The 16,069-nt window shown below is 62.9% G+C and carries 19 protein-coding genes; 6 read left to right on the top strand and 13 right to left on the bottom strand.

All coding sequences use genetic code 11. The features are described 5' to 3' along the window. Positions 1–114: 114 nt before the first annotated feature. Positions 115–1,527 (top strand): aspartate aminotransferase family protein, encoded by a 1,413-nt coding sequence (locus PMI24_RS16450; RefSeq protein WP_007955805.1) that lies wholly within the window; start codon positions 115–117, stop codon positions 1,525–1,527. An 83-nt stretch (positions 1,528–1,610) separates the two neighbouring features. Next, the gene (locus PMI24_RS16455; RefSeq protein ID WP_007917715.1) at positions 1,611–1,835 is read left to right on the top strand and encodes an MbtH family protein; all 225 of its coding nucleotides are present in this window, start codon (positions 1,611–1,613) and stop codon (positions 1,833–1,835) included. Between the two features lie 71 nt (positions 1,836–1,906). Here PMI24_RS16455 and PMI24_RS16460 read toward each other — a convergent pair whose 3' ends face one another. From PMI24_RS16460 to PMI24_RS16505, 10 genes are all read right to left on the bottom strand, one after another. Continuing rightward, on the bottom strand, positions 1,907–2,812 hold the full coding sequence (locus PMI24_RS16460) for a metal ABC transporter substrate-binding protein (RefSeq protein ID WP_007955807.1): 906 nt from the start codon (positions 2,810–2,812) through the stop codon (positions 1,907–1,909). Then, a complete protein-coding gene (locus tag PMI24_RS16465) occupies positions 2,813–3,712 on the bottom strand; it encodes a metal ABC transporter permease (RefSeq protein WP_003226663.1) in 900 nt (299 codons plus the stop codon). Further along, positions 3,712–4,455, bottom strand: a complete 744-nt coding sequence (locus PMI24_RS16470; protein ID WP_007955808.1) for a metal ABC transporter ATP-binding protein — start codon at positions 4,453–4,455, stop codon at positions 3,712–3,714. Before PMI24_RS16470 ends, PMI24_RS16465 begins: the two co-directional genes overlap by 1 nt. Beyond that, the gene (locus PMI24_RS16475) at positions 4,452–5,381 is read right to left on the bottom strand and encodes a metal ABC transporter substrate-binding protein (RefSeq protein ID WP_007955810.1); all 930 of its coding nucleotides are present in this window, start codon (positions 5,379–5,381) and stop codon (positions 4,452–4,454) included. Before PMI24_RS16475 ends, PMI24_RS16470 begins: the two co-directional genes overlap by 4 nt. A gap of 35 nt (positions 5,382–5,416) precedes the next feature. Beyond that, entirely contained in the window at positions 5,417–5,992 is a 576-nt protein-coding gene (locus tag PMI24_RS16480) for a DUF6162 family protein (RefSeq protein WP_007955812.1), read from the bottom strand. Next, positions 5,989–6,330, bottom strand: a complete 342-nt coding sequence (locus tag PMI24_RS16485; RefSeq protein ID WP_007955813.1) for a hypothetical protein — start codon at positions 6,328–6,330, stop codon at positions 5,989–5,991. Before PMI24_RS16485 ends, PMI24_RS16480 begins: the two co-directional genes overlap by 4 nt. Next, on the bottom strand, positions 6,327–6,869 hold the full coding sequence (locus PMI24_RS16490; RefSeq protein WP_007955814.1) for a hypothetical protein: 543 nt from the start codon (positions 6,867–6,869) through the stop codon (positions 6,327–6,329). Before PMI24_RS16490 ends, PMI24_RS16485 begins: the two co-directional genes overlap by 4 nt. Then, positions 6,866–8,065, bottom strand: coding sequence for a PepSY-associated TM helix domain-containing protein (locus PMI24_RS16495; protein ID WP_007955815.1), 1,200 nt, complete (start codon positions 8,063–8,065; stop codon positions 6,866–6,868). Before PMI24_RS16495 ends, PMI24_RS16490 begins: the two co-directional genes overlap by 4 nt. A gap of 253 nt (positions 8,066–8,318) precedes the next feature. Continuing rightward, entirely contained in the window at positions 8,319–9,194 is an 876-nt protein-coding gene (locus PMI24_RS16500; RefSeq protein WP_007955816.1) for an alpha/beta fold hydrolase, read from the bottom strand. A gap of 141 nt (positions 9,195–9,335) precedes the next feature. Beyond that, positions 9,336–9,794: a VOC family protein gene (locus PMI24_RS16505; RefSeq protein ID WP_007955817.1), complete on the bottom strand. Its 459-nt coding sequence runs from the start codon at positions 9,792–9,794 to the stop codon at positions 9,336–9,338. Between the two features lie 284 nt (positions 9,795–10,078). On the opposite strand from PMI24_RS16505, the gene PMI24_RS16510 reads away from it, so the two are divergent. The 3 genes from PMI24_RS16510 (at position 10,079) to PMI24_RS16520 (ending at position 12,805) form a co-directional block, all read left to right on the top strand. Next, positions 10,079–11,293 carry an SfnB family sulfur acquisition oxidoreductase gene (locus PMI24_RS16510; RefSeq protein WP_007955818.1) on the top strand — a complete coding sequence of 405 codons (1,215 nt, stop codon included), beginning with the start codon at positions 10,079–10,081 and terminating at the stop codon, positions 11,291–11,293. Positions 11,294–11,295: 2 nt separating this feature from the next. Then, a complete protein-coding gene (locus tag PMI24_RS16515; RefSeq protein WP_007955819.1) occupies positions 11,296–11,961 on the top strand; it encodes a methionine ABC transporter permease in 666 nt (221 codons plus the stop codon). A gap of 73 nt (positions 11,962–12,034) precedes the next feature. Then, entirely contained in the window at positions 12,035–12,805 is a 771-nt protein-coding gene (locus tag PMI24_RS16520) for a MetQ/NlpA family ABC transporter substrate-binding protein (protein WP_007955821.1), read from the top strand. A gap of 36 nt (positions 12,806–12,841) precedes the next feature. On the opposite strand, the gene soxR is transcribed toward PMI24_RS16520, so the two are convergent. Beyond that, complete coding sequence (soxR, locus tag PMI24_RS16525) at positions 12,842–13,300, bottom strand: redox-sensitive transcriptional activator SoxR (protein ID WP_007955822.1); 459 nt, start codon at positions 13,298–13,300, stop codon at positions 12,842–12,844. Positions 13,301–13,390: 90 nt separating this feature from the next. Here soxR and PMI24_RS16530 point away from each other — a divergent pair, with 90 nt between their 5' ends. Continuing rightward, on the top strand, positions 13,391–13,756 hold the full coding sequence (locus tag PMI24_RS16530; protein ID WP_007955823.1) for an antibiotic biosynthesis monooxygenase: 366 nt from the start codon (positions 13,391–13,393) through the stop codon (positions 13,754–13,756). On the opposite strand, the gene PMI24_RS16535 is transcribed toward PMI24_RS16530, so the two are convergent. Both PMI24_RS16535 and PMI24_RS16540 read right to left on the bottom strand, forming a co-directional pair. Further along, positions 13,753–14,856 carry a sigma-54 interaction domain-containing protein gene (locus PMI24_RS16535; RefSeq protein WP_007955824.1) on the bottom strand — a complete coding sequence of 368 codons (1,104 nt, stop codon included), beginning with the start codon at positions 14,854–14,856 and terminating at the stop codon, positions 13,753–13,755. The genes PMI24_RS16530 and PMI24_RS16535 overlap by 4 nt on opposite strands. Positions 14,857–14,879: 23 nt before the next feature. Next, positions 14,880–16,067 (bottom strand): acyl-CoA dehydrogenase family protein, encoded by a 1,188-nt coding sequence (locus PMI24_RS16540; RefSeq protein ID WP_007955826.1) that lies wholly within the window; start codon positions 16,065–16,067, stop codon positions 14,880–14,882. Positions 16,068–16,069 lie beyond the last annotated feature (2 nt).

A 16,069-nucleotide genomic window follows, 5' to 3' on the forward strand; every position in this document is an offset into this window, starting at 1 on the left:
ACGCTGGTGCGTTTCCAGAACAGGAAAACCAGCATGTGCGCCCCGCGACCGGAACGCGCACCTGCCCGGTGTGCAGTTTTGGTCACTATCCATAGCGTATTGAGGGGTCGAGAGATGTCAGTCGCCACCAGCCTTATCGAAGAGTCTTCGGCCCGGATCGCCTCCGCGCCGGCTGAAACGCTGTATCAGTTCAATGAATCACCGTTGCTGGCCCGTCAGAGCCAGCAGGAATCCAATGCCCGCAGCTACCCGCGGCGCATTCCCCTGGCACTCAAACGTGCCAAAGGTCTGTACGTCGAAGACGTCGAAGGTCGTACCTTCATCGATTGCCTGGCCGGTGCTGGCACTCTGGCGCTGGGGCATAACCATCCGGTGGTGATCGAAGCGATCCAGCAGGTGCTGGCCGATGAGCTGCCGCTGCACACCCTGGACCTGACCACGCCGGTGAAAGACCAGTTCGTGCAGGACCTGTTCGGCCTGCTGCCGTCGGCATTGGCCAAGGAAGCGAAAATCCAGTTCTGCGGCCCGACCGGCACCGACGCCGTGGAAGCTGCGCTGAAACTGGTGCGCACCGCCACCGGGCGCAGCACCGTGCTGTCGTTTACCGGCGGTTACCACGGCATGAGCCAGGGGGCCTTGAGCCTGATGGGCAGCCTCGGTCCGAAAAAACCGCTGGGTGCGCTGCTCAGCAACGGCGTGCAATTCATGCCGTTCCCGTACGACTACCGCTGCCCGTTCGGCCTCGGTGGCGCGGCGGGGGTGAAGGCTAATCTGAGCTACCTGGAAAACCTGCTCAATGATCCCGAGGCCGGCGTGCAATTGCCGGCAGCGGTGATCGTCGAAGCGGTGCAGGGTGAGGGCGGTGTGATCCCGGCGGACATCGAGTGGCTGCGCGGTCTGCGCCGCATCACCGAAAAGGCCGGCGTCGCGTTGATCATCGACGAAATCCAGAGCGGTTTCGCCCGTACCGGCAAGATGTTTGCCTTCGAACACGCCGGCATCACTCCGGACGTTGTGGTGCTGTCCAAAGCCATCGGCGGCAGCCTGCCGCTGGCGGTGGTTGTTTATCGCGACTGGCTCGACACCTGGCAGCCGGGCGCCCACGCCGGTACGTTCCGTGGCAACCAGATGGCGATGGCCGCCGGCTCTGCCGTGATGCGTTACCTGGTCGAGCACAAGGTCTGCGAACACGCCGCCGCCATGGGCGAGCGCCTGAGCGAGCACTTGCACATTCTGCAGCGTGACTTCCCGCAACTGGGCGACATTCGCGGTCGTGGCCTGATGCTCGGTGTCGAACTGGTCGATCCGAACGGCACGCCGGACGCACTCGGCCATCCGCCGGCTTTCGCACGTCTGGCGCCGCTGGTTCAGCGTGAATGCCTCAAGCGCGGGCTGATTCTGGAGCTGGGCGGTCGGCATGGTGCGGTGGTGCGATTCCTGCCGCCGCTGGTGATCACCGCCGCTGAAGTCGACCGCGTCGCCGAGATCTTCGGTCGTGCGTTGAGCGCCGCGACCGCCGGCCTGTAAATTTTTCGCCGCGTCGAACGTTCTTTCTACATACCCGGCTGCACCCGTCGTGCAGCCCACCCCTACAGCGATGGAGACACAGCATGACGTCAGTATTCGACCGCGAGGACATCCTCTTCCAAGTCGTGGTCAACCACGAAGAGCAGTACTCGATCTGGCCGGACTACAAGGCCGTGCCGGAAGGCTGGCGCACCGTTGGCAAGAGTGGCCTGAAAAAGGAATGCCTGGCCTACATCGAAGAAGTCTGGACCGACATGCGCCCGCTGAGCCTGCGCCAGAAGATGGAAGCGCAAGCGGCTGCACAGTAAGTCTTCAGCCAAAAAGAAACCCGCTGGACTGGAAACAGTCAGCGGGTTTTTTCATGTCCGAAAGATCGGCGTTACGCGCCGCTCAGGCCCTTGAGCAGCACATCCACATTGCCTTCCAGCTCTGCCACCGGATCCGCCGCATCGGTGCTGAGCACCAGCAGATGACTGCCCGATTCGGCAATTGCCGCTTTTACCGCGTCCGACGGCTGTCGATGGTGCAGCACCACTGCCACGTCATTGTCTTTCAGGGTGGCGGTGAGTTTTTTCAGATCTTCCGGCGTCCACTCGGCATCCGGTCGCGCGTCCTGCCCGATCAATTCCAGATTCAGGCTGCCGATCAGGTAACCGAAGTGATCGCTCAGGCTCATCACGCTCAGGTTGTCGGCACTGGCCAGACGCGCCTCGCTGTCGGCACTGAGTTTCAGCAGGCGCTGCTTCAGTGCCGCCAGATTGGCCTCGATTTTCGGTTTGTCCTTCGGCGCCAGGCGCACCAGGTCCGCAGCCATCACGTCAGCCATGCGCCCCATGTTGTTGCTCGCCAGCCACGGCTGGCTGTTCAAACCGTCGACCTTGAGCCCCGGTTGCACGGCAATGCCGGGCAGGGCCCCGTCCACCGGGCGGGCAGCGTCGACTTCGACGATGCGGATGTTGCTGCGGCGCGCGATCGGATACAGCGGATCATCGGCCCACAGCGAACGCACGCCGATCACCGCATCGGCGCCGGTGGCCAGTTTGCTCAGCGCCGGGGCGCCGCGACCGGTGAAGTAGGCAGTCTGGCGACTGCCCGGCAGATTCGCTGGCGCCGCACGTTCGAGGCTGATGTCGGTGCCCTTGAGCAGGACTTCGCCCAGACCGTAAGTGATGGGCAGCGAGGCCAGCACCCGCAGCGGTTTGGGGCTTTCGGCGGCCAGTACAGTCGTCGAGGCCACGCCGCACAGGGCGATGGCCAGGGTCAGTTGTCGCAGTGAGAAAGACATTTATCCAAGGTTCCCTTTCAGACTGGGGACGACGCCCCGGGCAATGGCGGCGAGGGCGAAGGCGATACCGGCGACCAGAATGATCGCGGCGCCGGACGGAATCGGCAGGTCGAACACGATCGGCGCGAGAATTCCGCACAGCGTACTGACCGTGGCAATCAGCACCGAACACCAGAAAAAGCCTTTGAGCGACTGGCTGAGCAAGCGCGCTGCCGCCGCCGGAATCACCAGCAGCGCACCGACCAGAATCGCGCCGATGACTTTCACTGCAGCAACCGTAATCAGCGTCACCAGAATCACGAACAGGTAATCCAGGGTTTTCACCGCGACGCCGCGCACCGCCGCCAACTGCGGGTTGAAGCTGGCGAGCATGATGCGGTTGTACAGCGGCAGGGCCAGCGCCATGACCAGCGAGCCGACAATCGCCAGCACCAGCAGGTCGTTACCGTTGACCGTCAGCACCGAGCCGAACAGCACGTTTTCCAGAATGTGCACGTTGATCTTGCCCGCCAGAATCAGCAGCAGGCTGGCGCCCAAGGCGAGGGACACCGACAGGAACACGCCAATCAATGTGTCGGGTGCCAGGCCGGTGCGGTTGCGCAGGTAGTTGAGCAAAATGCCGAACAACAGGCAGTAGCCGAACAGGCTGCCGTACGGGCCGGTGTAGGGTTCGCCGAGCAGAATGCCGATGGCCACGCCGGTCAACGCCGCGTGGCCCACCGCCTCGGAGAAAAACGCGAAGCGCTTGACCACCACCAGCGTGCCGAGGCCACCCAGCACCGGGCCGATCAACAGGCCGGCGAGCAGGGCGTTGACCACAAACCCATAGGCCAGGGCTTCCGGCAGGTAACCGGAAGAGGCCCAGCCTTGCACCATCAAACGAAAGGCTTCGTAACTCATCAGGCAGCGCTCCGTGGATGGGTCGAGAACAGGGTCAGCAGGCGTTCCGGGGTCAGGGCCTGTTGCGGCGTGGCGTCGAACAGCACCCGGCGGTTGAGGCCGGTGACGCGGTTGGCCAGGCGCCCGACCGCTTCCAGATCGTGCTCGATCCACAGCACCGTGATGCCCGCCGCGCGCCAGTCGCCGAGCAGGCGTTCGAACACCTGGATCCCGGCTTCGTCGAGGGCCGACATCGGTTCATCCAGCACCAGCAATTGCGGCGCTGGAATCAGGCCCTGAGCAAGCAGTACCCGCTGGCGTTCGCCACCGGACAGCGCACCCATCCGGCGTTTGCGCTTGTCCTGCATGCCGACCCGCTCCAGCGCATCACCGATAGCGCCGGCGTAGCGTTTGCTCAAGCCGAGGAAGGCCGGGCGGCGCTGGCACATGGCGGCCATGAAATCATCGACGGTCATCGGCAGGCCCCGATCGAACTCCAGTGCCTGCGGCACGTAGCCGATGGTGCCGGGTTCGCCAGGCCATTGCAGGCTGAGCCGGCCCTGATGGGGCATCTGCCCGAGCAGGGTCTTGATCAGGGAGCTCTTGCCGCCGCCGTTGGGTCCGACCAGCGCATGCACGCTGCCGGGCTGAACTTGAAAGGTGACCTTGTCCAGGATCGTCGTGCGGCCGAGGGTCAGGCTGACGTCGGCGAAATCCAAGGTCGGGCCGTTATGTCTGATTGAGAGGTTTTCCTGAGCCGTCATGCGCCGGACTCCTGAATCGCCCGAACCACGGTGTTGAGGTTGCCGGTCATTTCCTTTTCGTACTTGTCGGCGGTGTATTCGCCATAGGAAATGTGCGACAGCGGGTACAGCTTCACACCGGATTCACGCTGAATGGTTTCGACGTAGGTGGACGGGAAATCCATCTCGGAGAAGATCACTTTCACGTCCAGCTCGCGCAGTTGGTCGATGGTTTTCTTCAACTGGCTCGGGCTTGGCTCGATGCCGTGGGCCGGCTCGACCACGGCGGTGACTTCCAGACCGAACTCGCGCAGCAGGTAGTCATAAGCGGCGTGCACCGTGGCCACCCGCAGTTCGGCATTCGGCGCCTGGGTCAGCTTGGCCAGGGCGTCGGCGCGCATCTGCCGCAGGCGTTTGCCATAGGCGCGGGCGTTCTGGGTGTAGGTCTTGGCATTGTCCGGGTCGAGCTTGCCCAGTTCCCGGGCGATGTTGTTGACCTGCGCAATCGAGGCGCTGATCGACAGGAACGTGTGTGGGTTCACCACTTTGCCGGCACCACGCGCGGCAACTCCGGTGGCGGCCAGCAACGGCACGTTTTCGTTGGCTTCGATGGTCTTGATGTTCGGCGTTTCGCTGGCGGCGATCATGCGGTCGGCAAAGTCGTCATGACCGACGCCGTTGAGCACGACCACATCCAGCCCGCTGATGCGCTTGATGTCTTCGGCGCGGGGCTCATAGGCGTGCGGGTTGAAGCCGGCGGGAATCAGCGGCACGACCTCGGCCTTGTCGCCGACGATGTTCGCCACATAGCTGTAATACGGGTGCAGGGTGATGCCGATGCGCAGGCGCTTGGCCTGATCGGCGCTGGCCAGCGGGCTCAGCAGGCAGGCGCACAGGCCGATCAGCAGCAGGCGCAGGAAAGGACGGCGTTGAGATGAACTAGGCATGGGCAAGCGGTCTTCTCTCGAATGAAGGCGAGGGTTCAATGACGATGTTCGCGGGTCACCCCGGCATCGAATTGCGCGACGATCTGTTTCCAGCCGGCGGCGCTCAGCGCTGCGTCGGACAGGTCTGTCGGCGCTTGCAGGTCGGTGGCGCGGTTGAGCCAGATGTCCGGCGCGGCGTCATCGGCTGCGTTCAGGCGCATCAGAAACGAACCGGCCACGGCTGGTGCCTGGCTGTGGCCGAAGTAGGCGCGGTCGGCCAGCAACTGCCAGGCATGGCCGCCACGACTGACCGAGCTGGCGTCCTGGGCAAACGGGGCGAAACCTTCGTCCGCCAGGTTCTGCGGGGTCGGCAGTGCTTGCTGTTCTTCGCGCAGCAGGTGGATCTCGTCGAGGGTCACTCGCAAGTCGGCATAGATGCCTTGCTCGCTGGCGCCGAGATCGCGGCGGGCATCCATCTGATGACTGGAAACCGGCTCCGGCTCGTGGGAGACGCCGCGCCATGCGACTACCGATCCAGCGACTGCGAGGATCAACAAGCACATCAGCAGCACATTGAGGGTTTCATGTCCGGCACCGGCCGGGCGTACAACCTGGGTGGTCGGCGTGGTCATGGGGCTTCGATATCCGCTTGGTCGATTTCGACCACGTGGCCGGGGCCGGCGTCGAACAGCACGTAGAACTCGGCGCCGGGTTTCTTGAAGGTCAGGGTCGAATCGGCGCCGAGCTTGCCCGGCACCAGGATGGTTTCGTCATAGCCGATCACATCGAGGGTCACCCCCGGTGCGCCGCTGCCGTCGGAGAAGCCGCCGGTGCATTTGATCTGCTCGGCGTCGATGGCCTTGCACTCGCACATCGGGTTGTGGGCCAGGGCGCTGGCACTGAAACCGGCACACAGCACCAGCATCAGGCTGCTCAGGCGCAGGCGGGAAAAGCGTCGGGCGAGAGTCATGGTTTGGCTCCTTGTTTGTTCAGCCAGGCGATGGTGGCGGGGGAGGCCTGGCTCAGGGGGATCGAGGCCTGATGCATGCTGCCGTCCCAGCCTTCCATGGTGATCCACAGTTCGGCGTCGGTTCGGGTCTTTTCCGGAATCGGCAACTGGGTGCCCATGCGATACGGCGTGCCGAAGAAGATCACCCCGGCGGCGCGCAGGCTGCGCGGTTTGCCGATGCGCAGGTAGGTGGCCTTGACCTGATCGATGCAGGCATCGCACAACGCGACGTTGAAGCTTTTCATGTGGCCGGCAGGCCCGGCGGGGCGGGGCGCCTCGTCACGGAATTCGGCCATGCGCAGGCTCCAGGGACCGACCTGGACTTCTCCGACTTCGCGTTCGCCCAGGCCAGTGTCGCCGCGAAACAGCGACTGATCCGCAAAGTACCGGGGCATGAAGCCCAAAGGGATCAACAGCAGCAACACGTTGATGTGGAAGCGCCACTTGTGCCAGAACAGGCTAAGGCGTGAAGGGCGGGTTGCAACGTTTGACTGGCTCACGGGTTGACCTCCGACGGTTCACGGTTCAGGGCCGGTTGCGCCTTGACGCGTTGCTTCTTGTGCTCGCGCTTGAGGGCGTTGGCGGTGGCCAGTGCGGTGCGTTTGGTCCAGATCAGCAGTCCGCTGAGCACCATCACGCTCAGCAGCAGCCCGAAGAAGAACCAGATCAGCTTGATCCACAGTCCGCCGAAGTCACCGGTGTGCAACGGCCGCATGGATTCGGTGACGAACTCCAGCGAAGTCCGGTCGGACAGCAGGCGCGAGGCAGCGATTTCGCCGTTGTACGGATTGATCGTCGCGCGCTGATACATCAACGGATACCAGCCGCGCCCCCCGATATCGAGGTGGCTGTAGGCGTTGCCCGGCAGGCTGACATAGCTGGTTTCCAGCCCGGGGATTTTCTGCTGGGCGATCTCGATCGCGCGATCGAGGCTGATCTGCGGGGCCGGCGAACCGTCCGCCGAGAGGGGCACGCTCTCACGGGACATGGCCGGGATCACCGGTTCGCTCGAGATGGAAATGTGGTTGTCGGCCAGCAGCGCCTGAATCAGGAACCAGGTGCCGGTGATGGAAATCACCGCAATGAACCAGATCGACCAGATGCCGCTGAGGCGGTGGAAATCGCCCCAGAAAATCCGCGCGCCGTGACGCAATCGCAAGGTCGGGCTGAAAAAGCCTTTCCAGAAGCGCTTGTACACCACCAGCCCGGTCACCAGCGAGGCGAGCATGGGCAGGCCGAGGATCGACACCAGGTACCAGCCCCAGCTGTAGCCATTGGTGAAGGGCACCAGCCACCAGCCATGCAGGGCGCGGGTGAAACCTTTGAAATTGAACGCCGGGGCCTCGCCCTGAATGACGCCCGTGTACGGGTTGACGTAGACCGTCAGCGAGCGCCCGTCGGGGTAGCTGACGCGGACATCGAGGGCAAAGTGCGATTCATCGGGGCGGTCGATCTCTTGCACGACCGTTTGCGGCTCGGCTTTCTTGATGGCCGCGATGATCTGGTCGTAGCTGAGCAGCGGCGCATCGTCCGACGGCGCGCTCGCGCGCATCTGCGGGTTGGCCAGCCAGACGATTTCCTGGCTGACCACCGCCAGGGTGCCGGTGACGCAGACGATCAGCACGAAAAACCAGATCGGCAACGCCAGCCAGCTGTGTACCAGGAACCACAGTTTCGAGCGGGATTTCTTCGACATGATGACAAGTCTTGATTCAGAGTGAGGGGGCGGTACTACGGGCTTCGCAGCACAGGAGTCCCTGAAAGGTCCGGTCGTGGCTTTTGCCTACGCGACCGGCCCGCATCTCTATAAGACGGATGACCGAAGCAAATCCCGATAAACGATATGAAAGTAAATGTTTCGCGATTGCATGTTGCTGTCGCGTGGGCAGATTTCTGCGGGGGAGGCGAAGCAGTCCGACGGCACATGCCGTCGGATTGAAGGAGGGGAATCAGCGGAGAAAGTCGAGCGCTTCGGTGAGCAACAGTTCAGGGACTTCTTCGGCGAGGTAATGCCCGGCCGGCAAAGCCTTGCCCCGTACGTCGGTGGCAACCTGTTGCCATTCCTTGAGCGGATCGAAGCAGCGACCGACCGTGCCCTCGGCGCCCCACAGCACCAGCAACGGCAGGTTCAGGTGGCGACCGGCCGCGAGATCGGCGCGATCATGTTCCAGGTCGATGCCAGCACTGGCGCGGTAATCCTCGCAGATCCCCCGAGCACTGCCGGGACGTTCCAGGCAACGCCGGTATTCGCTGAGTGCCTCGTCGGTGAAGGGCGCGAGCCCCGCGCTGCGACTGCCCATGACACTGCGCAGGTAACCTTCGGGATTGGCTTCGATCAGGGTTTCCGGCAACGGCGCCGGGCGGATCAGGAAGAACCAGTGCCAGTAGGCCCGGGCGAAGGCTTCATTGGTCTGGCTGTACATCGCCAGCGTCGGTGCGATGTCGAGCAGGACCATGCGCTGCACGACGGCGGGATGATCGAGGGCCAGGCGATGGGCGACCCGCGCGCCACGGTCATGGGCAAGGATCGAGAACTGCGTGAAGCCCAGCGCTTTCATCAATTCCACGCCGTCGCGGGCCATTTCGCGTTTGGAATAGTTGGTGTGCCGCTCATCGGCCGGCGGTCGGCTGCTGTCGCCATAACCGCGCAGGTCGGCGGCGATCACCGTGAAGTGCTCCGCCAGTTGTTCGGCGATCTTGTGCCAGATGACGTGGGTCTGCGGGTGCCCGTGCAACAGTAGCAGGCCCGGGCCGCTGCCTTTCAGGCGGTAGCTGATGTCCACACCGTTGACGTGGCGCTGGTCTTTGACGAATCCGGCAAACATCGGGTGATCCTTTATTCAGGCGAGTGGCCTGCATCCTGAAATCGCCGGGCGTTCATGACAAGACGTGAAGCGTGGTTCGACGGTTCATGAATCGTGTTCGCCCATCCCCGCGCGCTGCGCGGGAATGGACGCTCGGCGTTGCTAACCCTGCTGAAACATCTCCTTCGCCCGCTGCTCGATCTGCTCTTGCGTCAGATCCTCCTTGCGCGTGGCCAGGAACCACAGATGCCCGTACGGATCTTTCAATGTCCCGCTGCGGTCGCCGTAGAACTGATCCTTGACCTCGGAAACGCTGGTGGCGCCGGCCTCCAGCGCACGCTGAAAAGATTTGTCGACATCGGTCACGTACAGATGCAAACCGACCGAAACGGCTTTGTCCGGATTGCTCAACGGCCCTTGATCGCACGGCGAGCCGAGCATGATCGCGCTGTCACCGATGCGCAGTTCGGCGTGGCCGATGCCGCCGTCGGGCATGCTCAGGCGCATGACTTCGGTGGCACCGAACGCCTTTTTATAGAAGTCGATGGCTTCGGCAGCTTTGTGAATGCCGAGGTACGGGGTAATGCTGTGGTACCCCTCGGGAATGGGTTTGACGCTCATGGCGGTACTCCCTGTTATTTGTTGCCTGGTTTTTATTAGAGGTTGAAGGTGTGCCTTCGCCGGGGTTGCCGGTCGCTCAACTATAGATCCGTGCCGCCGCCACGGCCGAGTAGCCGACGAGCAGCCACCGCACTGTTCAGCCATCGACAGTGAAGCAGCAGAATGCGCGGGTTTTCATCGTCAGATACCCTGAAAGTCCGCTGTAACCCCCGAAAAAACAAGGCCTGTCAGTCAGGCACAGAAGCTGCAATGACCCGGTACAACACCGATACCGAGAGTCATCCATGTCTGAATCTGCCGTTTATCCGATCAATACGCCAGCCGCCCACCGGATCGCCGACGACGCCGAAGCCTTGCGCGTGGCCGCGCAGGTCGCCGCCGTCTTGCAGGAACACGCCGCCGAGCGTGACCGCAACCGCGAAGTGCCCGCCGAGATCGTCGATCTGTATTCCAACAGTGGCCTGTGGGGCATCACCGTGCCGAAGGAATACGGCGGCGCGCAGGTGTCCTGTGCGGTGCTGGCGCAGGTGATCGCGATCATTTCCGCCGCCGATCCGTCGCTCGGGCAGATCCCGCAAAACCATTACTGCCTGCTCGAAGACATCCGCCTGCAAGGCACCCCGGCGCAGCAGGCGCATTTCTTTGAGCTGGCGCTGCAAGGTCATCGTTTCGCCAACGCGCTGTCGGAAACCGGCGGCAAGAACGTGCAGGACATTCAGGCGACCCTCCGCCGTTATGGCGACGGTTTCGTGATCAACGGTCGCAAGGGCTACTGCACCGGTTCGCTCTACGCCCACTGGCTGGCGGTGCTGGCGCTGGATGAAGAGCAGAGGGGCCAGTTGGCCTTTGTCGAGCGCGGCACGACAGGGCTGGTGATCGTTGATGATTGGGACAGCATCGGCCAGCGCACCACGTCCAGCGGCACGGTGCTGGCGCAGGATTTACAGGTGGCACCGTTCAATCTGTTTCCGACGTACCGTTCCTACGAGAGCCCGACCCTGGCCGGGCCGTTCGCCCAGTTGACCACCGCTGCCATCGACGCCGGCATTGCCCGGGCGGCGTTGCGCGATACGGTTGAGTTCGTCCGCCAGTTCGCCCGGCCATGGATTGATGCGGGTGTGGAAAAGGCCAGTGAAGATCCGCTGACGATCATCCAGATCGGTGCGCTGGAAATCCGTCTGGAAGCCGCCGAAGCCTTGCTCGAACGTGCCGGTTGGGCGCTCGACGCCGCTCGCCCGGCACCGGATGAAGACAACGTCGCGCTGGCGTCCCTGGCCGTGGCCAAGGCCAAAGTGCTGACCACCGAAATCGCCATCGAGGCCAGCAACAAGCTGTTCGAACTCGGCGGTACCCGCTCGACCCTGAAGAAGCACAACTTCGACCGCCACTGGCGTAACGCCCGGGTGCATACGCTGCATGATCCGGTGCGCTGGAAGTACCACGTGGTCGGCAACTGGTTGCTCAACGGCGTCAAACCACCGCGCCACGACTGGTCCTGATCATGGCCGAGTGGTTCAAACACATTTACTGGGCCGACATTGCCCAGGCCTGTCTCGACACCCTGAGCATGCTCGGCGCGGCGCTGCTGTTCACTGTGTTGCTGGGTTTGCCGCTGGGGCTGCTGCTGTTTCTCACCGGCAAGCGTCAGTTGCATGAAACCGTCGGCCTGTACCGGGTGCTGTCGGTGATCGTGAACATGCTGCGCTCGCTGCCGTTCATCATTTTGCTGATCGTGCTGATTCCGCTGACCACGTTGCTGGTGGGCACGTCGCTGGGCGTGCCCGGGACCATTCCGCCGCTGGTGGTTGGCTGCACACCGTTCTTTGCGCGGTTGGTGGAAACCGCGTTGCGCGAAGTCGATCGCGGCGTGGTCGAGGCGACCCAGGCGATGGGCGCCAACACCTGGCAAATCATCCGCCACACCCTGCTGCCGGAAGCCCGTGGCGGGTTGCTGGCGGCGGTGACGGTCACCGCCATCGTGCTGGTGGATTACACGGCGATGGCCGGCGTGATCGGTGGCGGCGGGCTCGGTGATCTGGCGATCCGCTACGGCTATCAGCGTTTTCAGACCGACGTGATGGTGGTCACCGTGGTGTTGCTGCTGATTCTGGTGCAGGCCCTGCAAATGACCGGTGACCGTCTGGTGGCGCACTACAGCCGACGCTGAACAAACAAGTTCAACCCATAAAGGCCCCACGTTCACCCCACGACGGCCACTCAAATCTGCCTTGGAGCACAGCATGAAAAAGACCCTGGCCGTACTGGCTGCCGTTCTGTCGTTCGGCGCCCATGCCAACGAAAAACTGATCGTCGGTGCCACCCCGGTGCCGCACGCGGAAATCCTCGAGTTCGTCAAACCGACCCTGGCCAAGGAAGGCGTGGATCTGGACATCAAGGTCTTCACCGACTTCATCCAGCCCAACCAGCAATTGGCGCTGAAAAACCTCGATGCTAACTACTACCAGTACCGGCCGTTTCTCGATGATTTCAACAAGACCCGCCACACCGATCTGGTGCCGGTGGTCGGCGTGCACATCGAACCTTTCGGTGCTTACTCGACCAAGATCAAAAACATTTCGGAACTGAAGGACGGCGCCAGCGTGTCGATCCCCAACGACCCGGTGAACACCGGTCGCGCCCTGGTGCTGCTGCACGAGGCGGGGCTGATCAAACTCAAGGATCCGAGCAACACCCTGGCCACCCAGCGCGACATCGTCGAAAACCCCAAGCACCTGAAAATCCGTGAACTGGAAGGCGCGTTGCTGGCACGTTCAGTGAGTCATGTGGATCTGGCGTTCGTGTTCGCCAACTACGCGCTGGAAGCCGGGATCGACACCAACAGTGCGTTGATCGTCGAGAAGGGCAAGAGCCTGTACATCGAGTTTCTGGTCGCGCGTCCCGACAACATCAACGACCCGGGCCTGCAGAAACTGGCCAAGGCGTTGAACTCCGATGAAGTGCGTCAGTTCATTCTGACCCGCTACAAAGGGCAGATTGCGCCGGGTTTCTGATGGATTGATCCGAGGGTTCCCATTGAATGGGAACCCTCACTTGGGTACGTCGAGAAAGTGCGCTCCTGGCCCTTGCTCGCCCAGCACATCGCCCTGATTGCGCAGCGGGCAGGCCTCCATCGACAGGCATCCGCAACCGATGCAACCGGTCAGCCGGTCCCGCAGCAGCATCAACTGATTGATCCGCTCGTCCAGCTCACGCCGCCACTGCTCCGACAACACTTTCCAGTCCGCTGCCGTTGGCGCGCGGTTGTCCGGTAGCTGTTTCAGTGCCTCGCCGATTTCTGCCAGCGGAATGCCCAGCCGCTGCGCCACCTTGATCAGCGCCACTCGCCGCAGCACTTCCCGTGGATAACGCCGCTGGTTGCCGGCATTGCGCTGGCTCTTGATCAACCCCTTGGATTCGTAAAAGTGCAGGGCGGTGACCGCCACACCGCTGCGGGCCGCGACTTCGCCGACGGTCAGTTGCTTGTGCACATTTTCCGCAGTGATCATTTGCAAATTGCCCCTTGACCTCTAGTTAACTCGAGGTTTTACCCTGCAGGCCTTCGAATCGCAAGATTCGTCTGACAGAGTGGGGATGTCATGCAAGCACCAGCGAAAAACCGCAGCTTTACCCAATTGATCGAATTTGAAATCGAACCCGGTCAGCAACCGGCGCTGGTCTCGGCGCTGGCGGTGCAGACCGAACGTCTGGCCCAGCGTTACGCCGGTTTCGTCAGCGCCAGCGTCCAGGCCAGCGACGATGGCCGGCGAGTGTTGAGTTTTCTGCAGTGGCAGTCCCGCGAGGCGGGGGAGGCGGCGTTCCAGAGTTTCGAGACTGGCGAGCAGGATTTCTGGCAACTGATCCGCACCCATCAGGCGCGCACCGTGACCTTCGGTTCATTCCAGGTGTTGAGCAGCATCGCCCGCAGTCATGACGACGGCTTGCACTGCCAACTGGTGGGCTAGATCGACAGCTGGATCAAGCGCTCGCCTTGCAGGTTTTCCGTGGGTCGCCGCTTGTTCACCGCCAGTTCGCCGATCTTGATCAGCCGCGTACGCGTGACGTTTCGGCTCAGGCCGAGCAGGGACGCGGTGTGCACTTGGTTGTAATGGCAGAAGCGATAAGCCGCGCGCAGCAATGCGTCTTCGACCTTCTCATGCAGGGCGCCGGCCTGTTGCTCGAACAGTTTCTGGAAGGCCCGTTCCAGCAGCGCTTCCGGTGAGTCGTCGGCGGTCGCGTGCTGGTCGTCGGGACGGTCGATGCGCAGGTTCGACAGGCGCAGATCGTCGCGTTCGATCACGCCGTTACGGCAGATCAACAGCGTGTGATGGATGACGTTTTCCAGTTCGCGGATGTTGCCCGGCCAACTGTAGCCGCGCAGTTTGTGTTCGGCGCCGGGGCTGATGGTGATGCGTCCGTAGCCCAAGCGCTGACTGTAGGCCTCGATGAAATGCCGGGTCAGCGGCAGGATGTCGCCGGGCCGATCGCGCAACGGGCTCAGCTCCAGATTGACCACGTTCAGCCGGTAATACAGATCCTCGCGGAAATGCCCGGCGTTGATGGCTTTCTCCAGTTGCACGTTGGTTGCCGCCAGCACCCGCACATCGATGGGAATGCTCTTGCGCGAACCCAGGCGCACCACTTCACGTTCCTGCAACACCCGCAGCAATTTGACCTGAATGGCCATCGGCAGATCGCCGATTTCATCGAGGAACAAAGTGCCGCCATCCGCCTCTTCGAACCACCCGGCCTTGGCGCTGAGGGCGCCGGTGAAGGCGCCTTTTTCGTGGCCGAACAGTTCGGCTTCCACCAGCGATTCGGAAAACGCCCCGCAATTGACCGCAATGAACGGCCGGTTGCGCCGGTTGCTCAGGTTGTGGATGTGCCGCGCCACCAACTCTTTACCGGTGCCGGTTTCGCCGATGATCAGCACGCTGGCTTCGCTCGGCGCGACTTGTTGCAGATGCGCGAGCAGGGCCTGGGATTTCGGGTCTTCGAACACCTGGGCGGTAGCGCGGATCGACGTGGCCAGGGCGGGTGAGGGCGGCAGGGTCAACAGTTGCATGGGTCTCGCTCCACGAAAGGAAATCAGGAATAGAACGTCGGCACCGGCAGGGACTGGTTCAGCGCCCAGTCTCCCAGCTCGTGGAGTTTGTAATCCAGCGGGTCGTGCAGGGTTTGCGTGCGCAGGTTGCGCCAGTGTCGATCGAGGCGCAGCGATGCATGGGTCGAACGGGCGCCGGTGACTTCGAACAGTCGGCTGCAAATCTCCAGGCCCTGGCGGCTGGCGGCGACCTTGGCCGTGGCAATCGCCGTGGCCAGATGGCCGCGTTCTTCGGCGCTCAGGTTCGGGCCTTTGGCCCAGGCCTCGTCGAGCAACGCAGCGGCGCGTTCCACCAGCAATCGGATGCCTTCGAGGGCGACCCAAAACTCGCCGTAATGGGCCAGCACATAAGGATCCTCACGTACCTCGCGCACCGAGGATTTGTGCCAGACACGGGTTTCGCTCAGGGTGTATTGCCGCGCTTCTTCAAAGGCCCCTTCGGCGATGCCGAGAAACATGTGGGTGAACGTCAGTTGCGCGATCAACGGGCGCAAGCAGGCGAAGGGGGTGCTCAGCGGACCGGGATCCAGCAGCAGTTCCGATTCTTCGACCCGCACCCGTTCGAACGTGGCGCTGCCGCTGTCGGTCTGGCGCTGGCCGATGTTGTTCCAGTCGTTGTGCAGGGTGATGCCGCTGCGGCCGCTGGGGATCGCCGCGATCAGCAGTTTGCCGCCGTTGCTTTCGTCCACCGCCGAGGCGATCAGCATTTGCGAATCGCTGGCGCCGGAGCAGAAGCTCTTCTTGCCGGAAAACTCGCGCCAGCCGCCCAGATCCTTGACCACGGTGCGGGTGTCCAGCGGATTGAGCGCGTTGCCCCAGAACCAGTTCTGCCGCGCGGTCTGTTCGAACCACGGCTGCCATTGTTCCGGGCGGGAAAACAACCGGACGGTGGCGAGCATCAAATGATGAAAGCCGAAGACGTGGGCGATCGAGCTGTCGACCTTGGCGAACTCGCGCACGACTTCCAGGGTTTCGCTCCAGCGCGCGCCGAGGCCGCCGTAACGGGTGGGAATGCTCAGGGCCAGCAGACCGCTGTCGCGCAGGGCGTCGCGTTCGGCTTTTGGTGTGCCGCCACGCTCGTCGCGCTCGACGGCGGTCAGGGCAAATTCGGCGGCCAGTTGGCGGGCGGTCTGCAACGGGGAGAGCAGGGTGCTTTGCGGTTTGGCAGTCACTC

Source organism: Pseudomonas sp. GM25, assembly GCF_000282255.1.
GTDB classification, from domain to species: domain Bacteria; phylum Pseudomonadota; class Gammaproteobacteria; order Pseudomonadales; family Pseudomonadaceae; genus Aquipseudomonas; species Aquipseudomonas aphyarum.

Excerpts from the sequence above, each read along its gene's own strand:
- PMI24_RS16500 (WP_007955816.1), bottom strand. The coding sequence starts at position 9,194 with ATGTTTGCCGGATTCGTCAAAGACCAGCGCCACGTCAACGGTGTGGAC.
- PMI24_RS16460 (WP_007955807.1), bottom strand. The coding sequence starts at position 2,812 with ATGTCTTTCTCACTGCGACAACTGACCCTGGCCATCGCCCTGTGCGGC.
- PMI24_RS16505 (WP_007955817.1), bottom strand. The coding sequence starts at position 9,794 with ATGAGCGTCAAACCCATTCCCGAGGGGTACCACAGCATTACCCCGTAC.
- PMI24_RS16465 (WP_003226663.1), bottom strand. The coding sequence starts at position 3,712 with ATGAGTTACGAAGCCTTTCGTTTGATGGTGCAAGGCTGGGCCTCTTCC.
- PMI24_RS16535 (WP_007955824.1), bottom strand. The coding sequence starts at position 14,856 with ATGCAACTGTTGACCCTGCCGCCCTCACCCGCCCTGGCCACGTCGATC.
- soxR (WP_007955822.1), bottom strand. The coding sequence starts at position 13,300 with ATGATCACTGCGGAAAATGTGCACAAGCAACTGACCGTCGGCGAAGTC.
- PMI24_RS16530 (WP_007955823.1), top strand. The coding sequence starts at position 13,391 with ATGCAAGCACCAGCGAAAAACCGCAGCTTTACCCAATTGATCGAATTT.
- PMI24_RS16480 (WP_007955812.1), bottom strand. The coding sequence starts at position 5,992 with ATGACCACGCCGACCACCCAGGTTGTACGCCCGGCCGGTGCCGGACAT.
- PMI24_RS16455 (WP_007917715.1), top strand. The coding sequence starts at position 1,611 with ATGACGTCAGTATTCGACCGCGAGGACATCCTCTTCCAAGTCGTGGTC.
- PMI24_RS16520 (WP_007955821.1), top strand. The coding sequence starts at position 12,035 with ATGAAAAAGACCCTGGCCGTACTGGCTGCCGTTCTGTCGTTCGGCGCC.
- PMI24_RS16495 (WP_007955815.1), bottom strand. The coding sequence starts at position 8,065 with ATGTCGAAGAAATCCCGCTCGAAACTGTGGTTCCTGGTACACAGCTGG.
- PMI24_RS16510 (WP_007955818.1), top strand. The coding sequence starts at position 10,079 with ATGTCTGAATCTGCCGTTTATCCGATCAATACGCCAGCCGCCCACCGG.
- PMI24_RS16485 (WP_007955813.1), bottom strand. The coding sequence starts at position 6,330 with ATGACTCTCGCCCGACGCTTTTCCCGCCTGCGCCTGAGCAGCCTGATG.
- PMI24_RS16515 (WP_007955819.1), top strand. The coding sequence starts at position 11,296 with ATGGCCGAGTGGTTCAAACACATTTACTGGGCCGACATTGCCCAGGCC.
- PMI24_RS16450 (WP_007955805.1), top strand. The coding sequence starts at position 115 with ATGTCAGTCGCCACCAGCCTTATCGAAGAGTCTTCGGCCCGGATCGCC.
- PMI24_RS16475 (WP_007955810.1), bottom strand. The coding sequence starts at position 5,381 with ATGCCTAGTTCATCTCAACGCCGTCCTTTCCTGCGCCTGCTGCTGATC.
- PMI24_RS16470 (WP_007955808.1), bottom strand. The coding sequence starts at position 4,455 with ATGACGGCTCAGGAAAACCTCTCAATCAGACATAACGGCCCGACCTTG.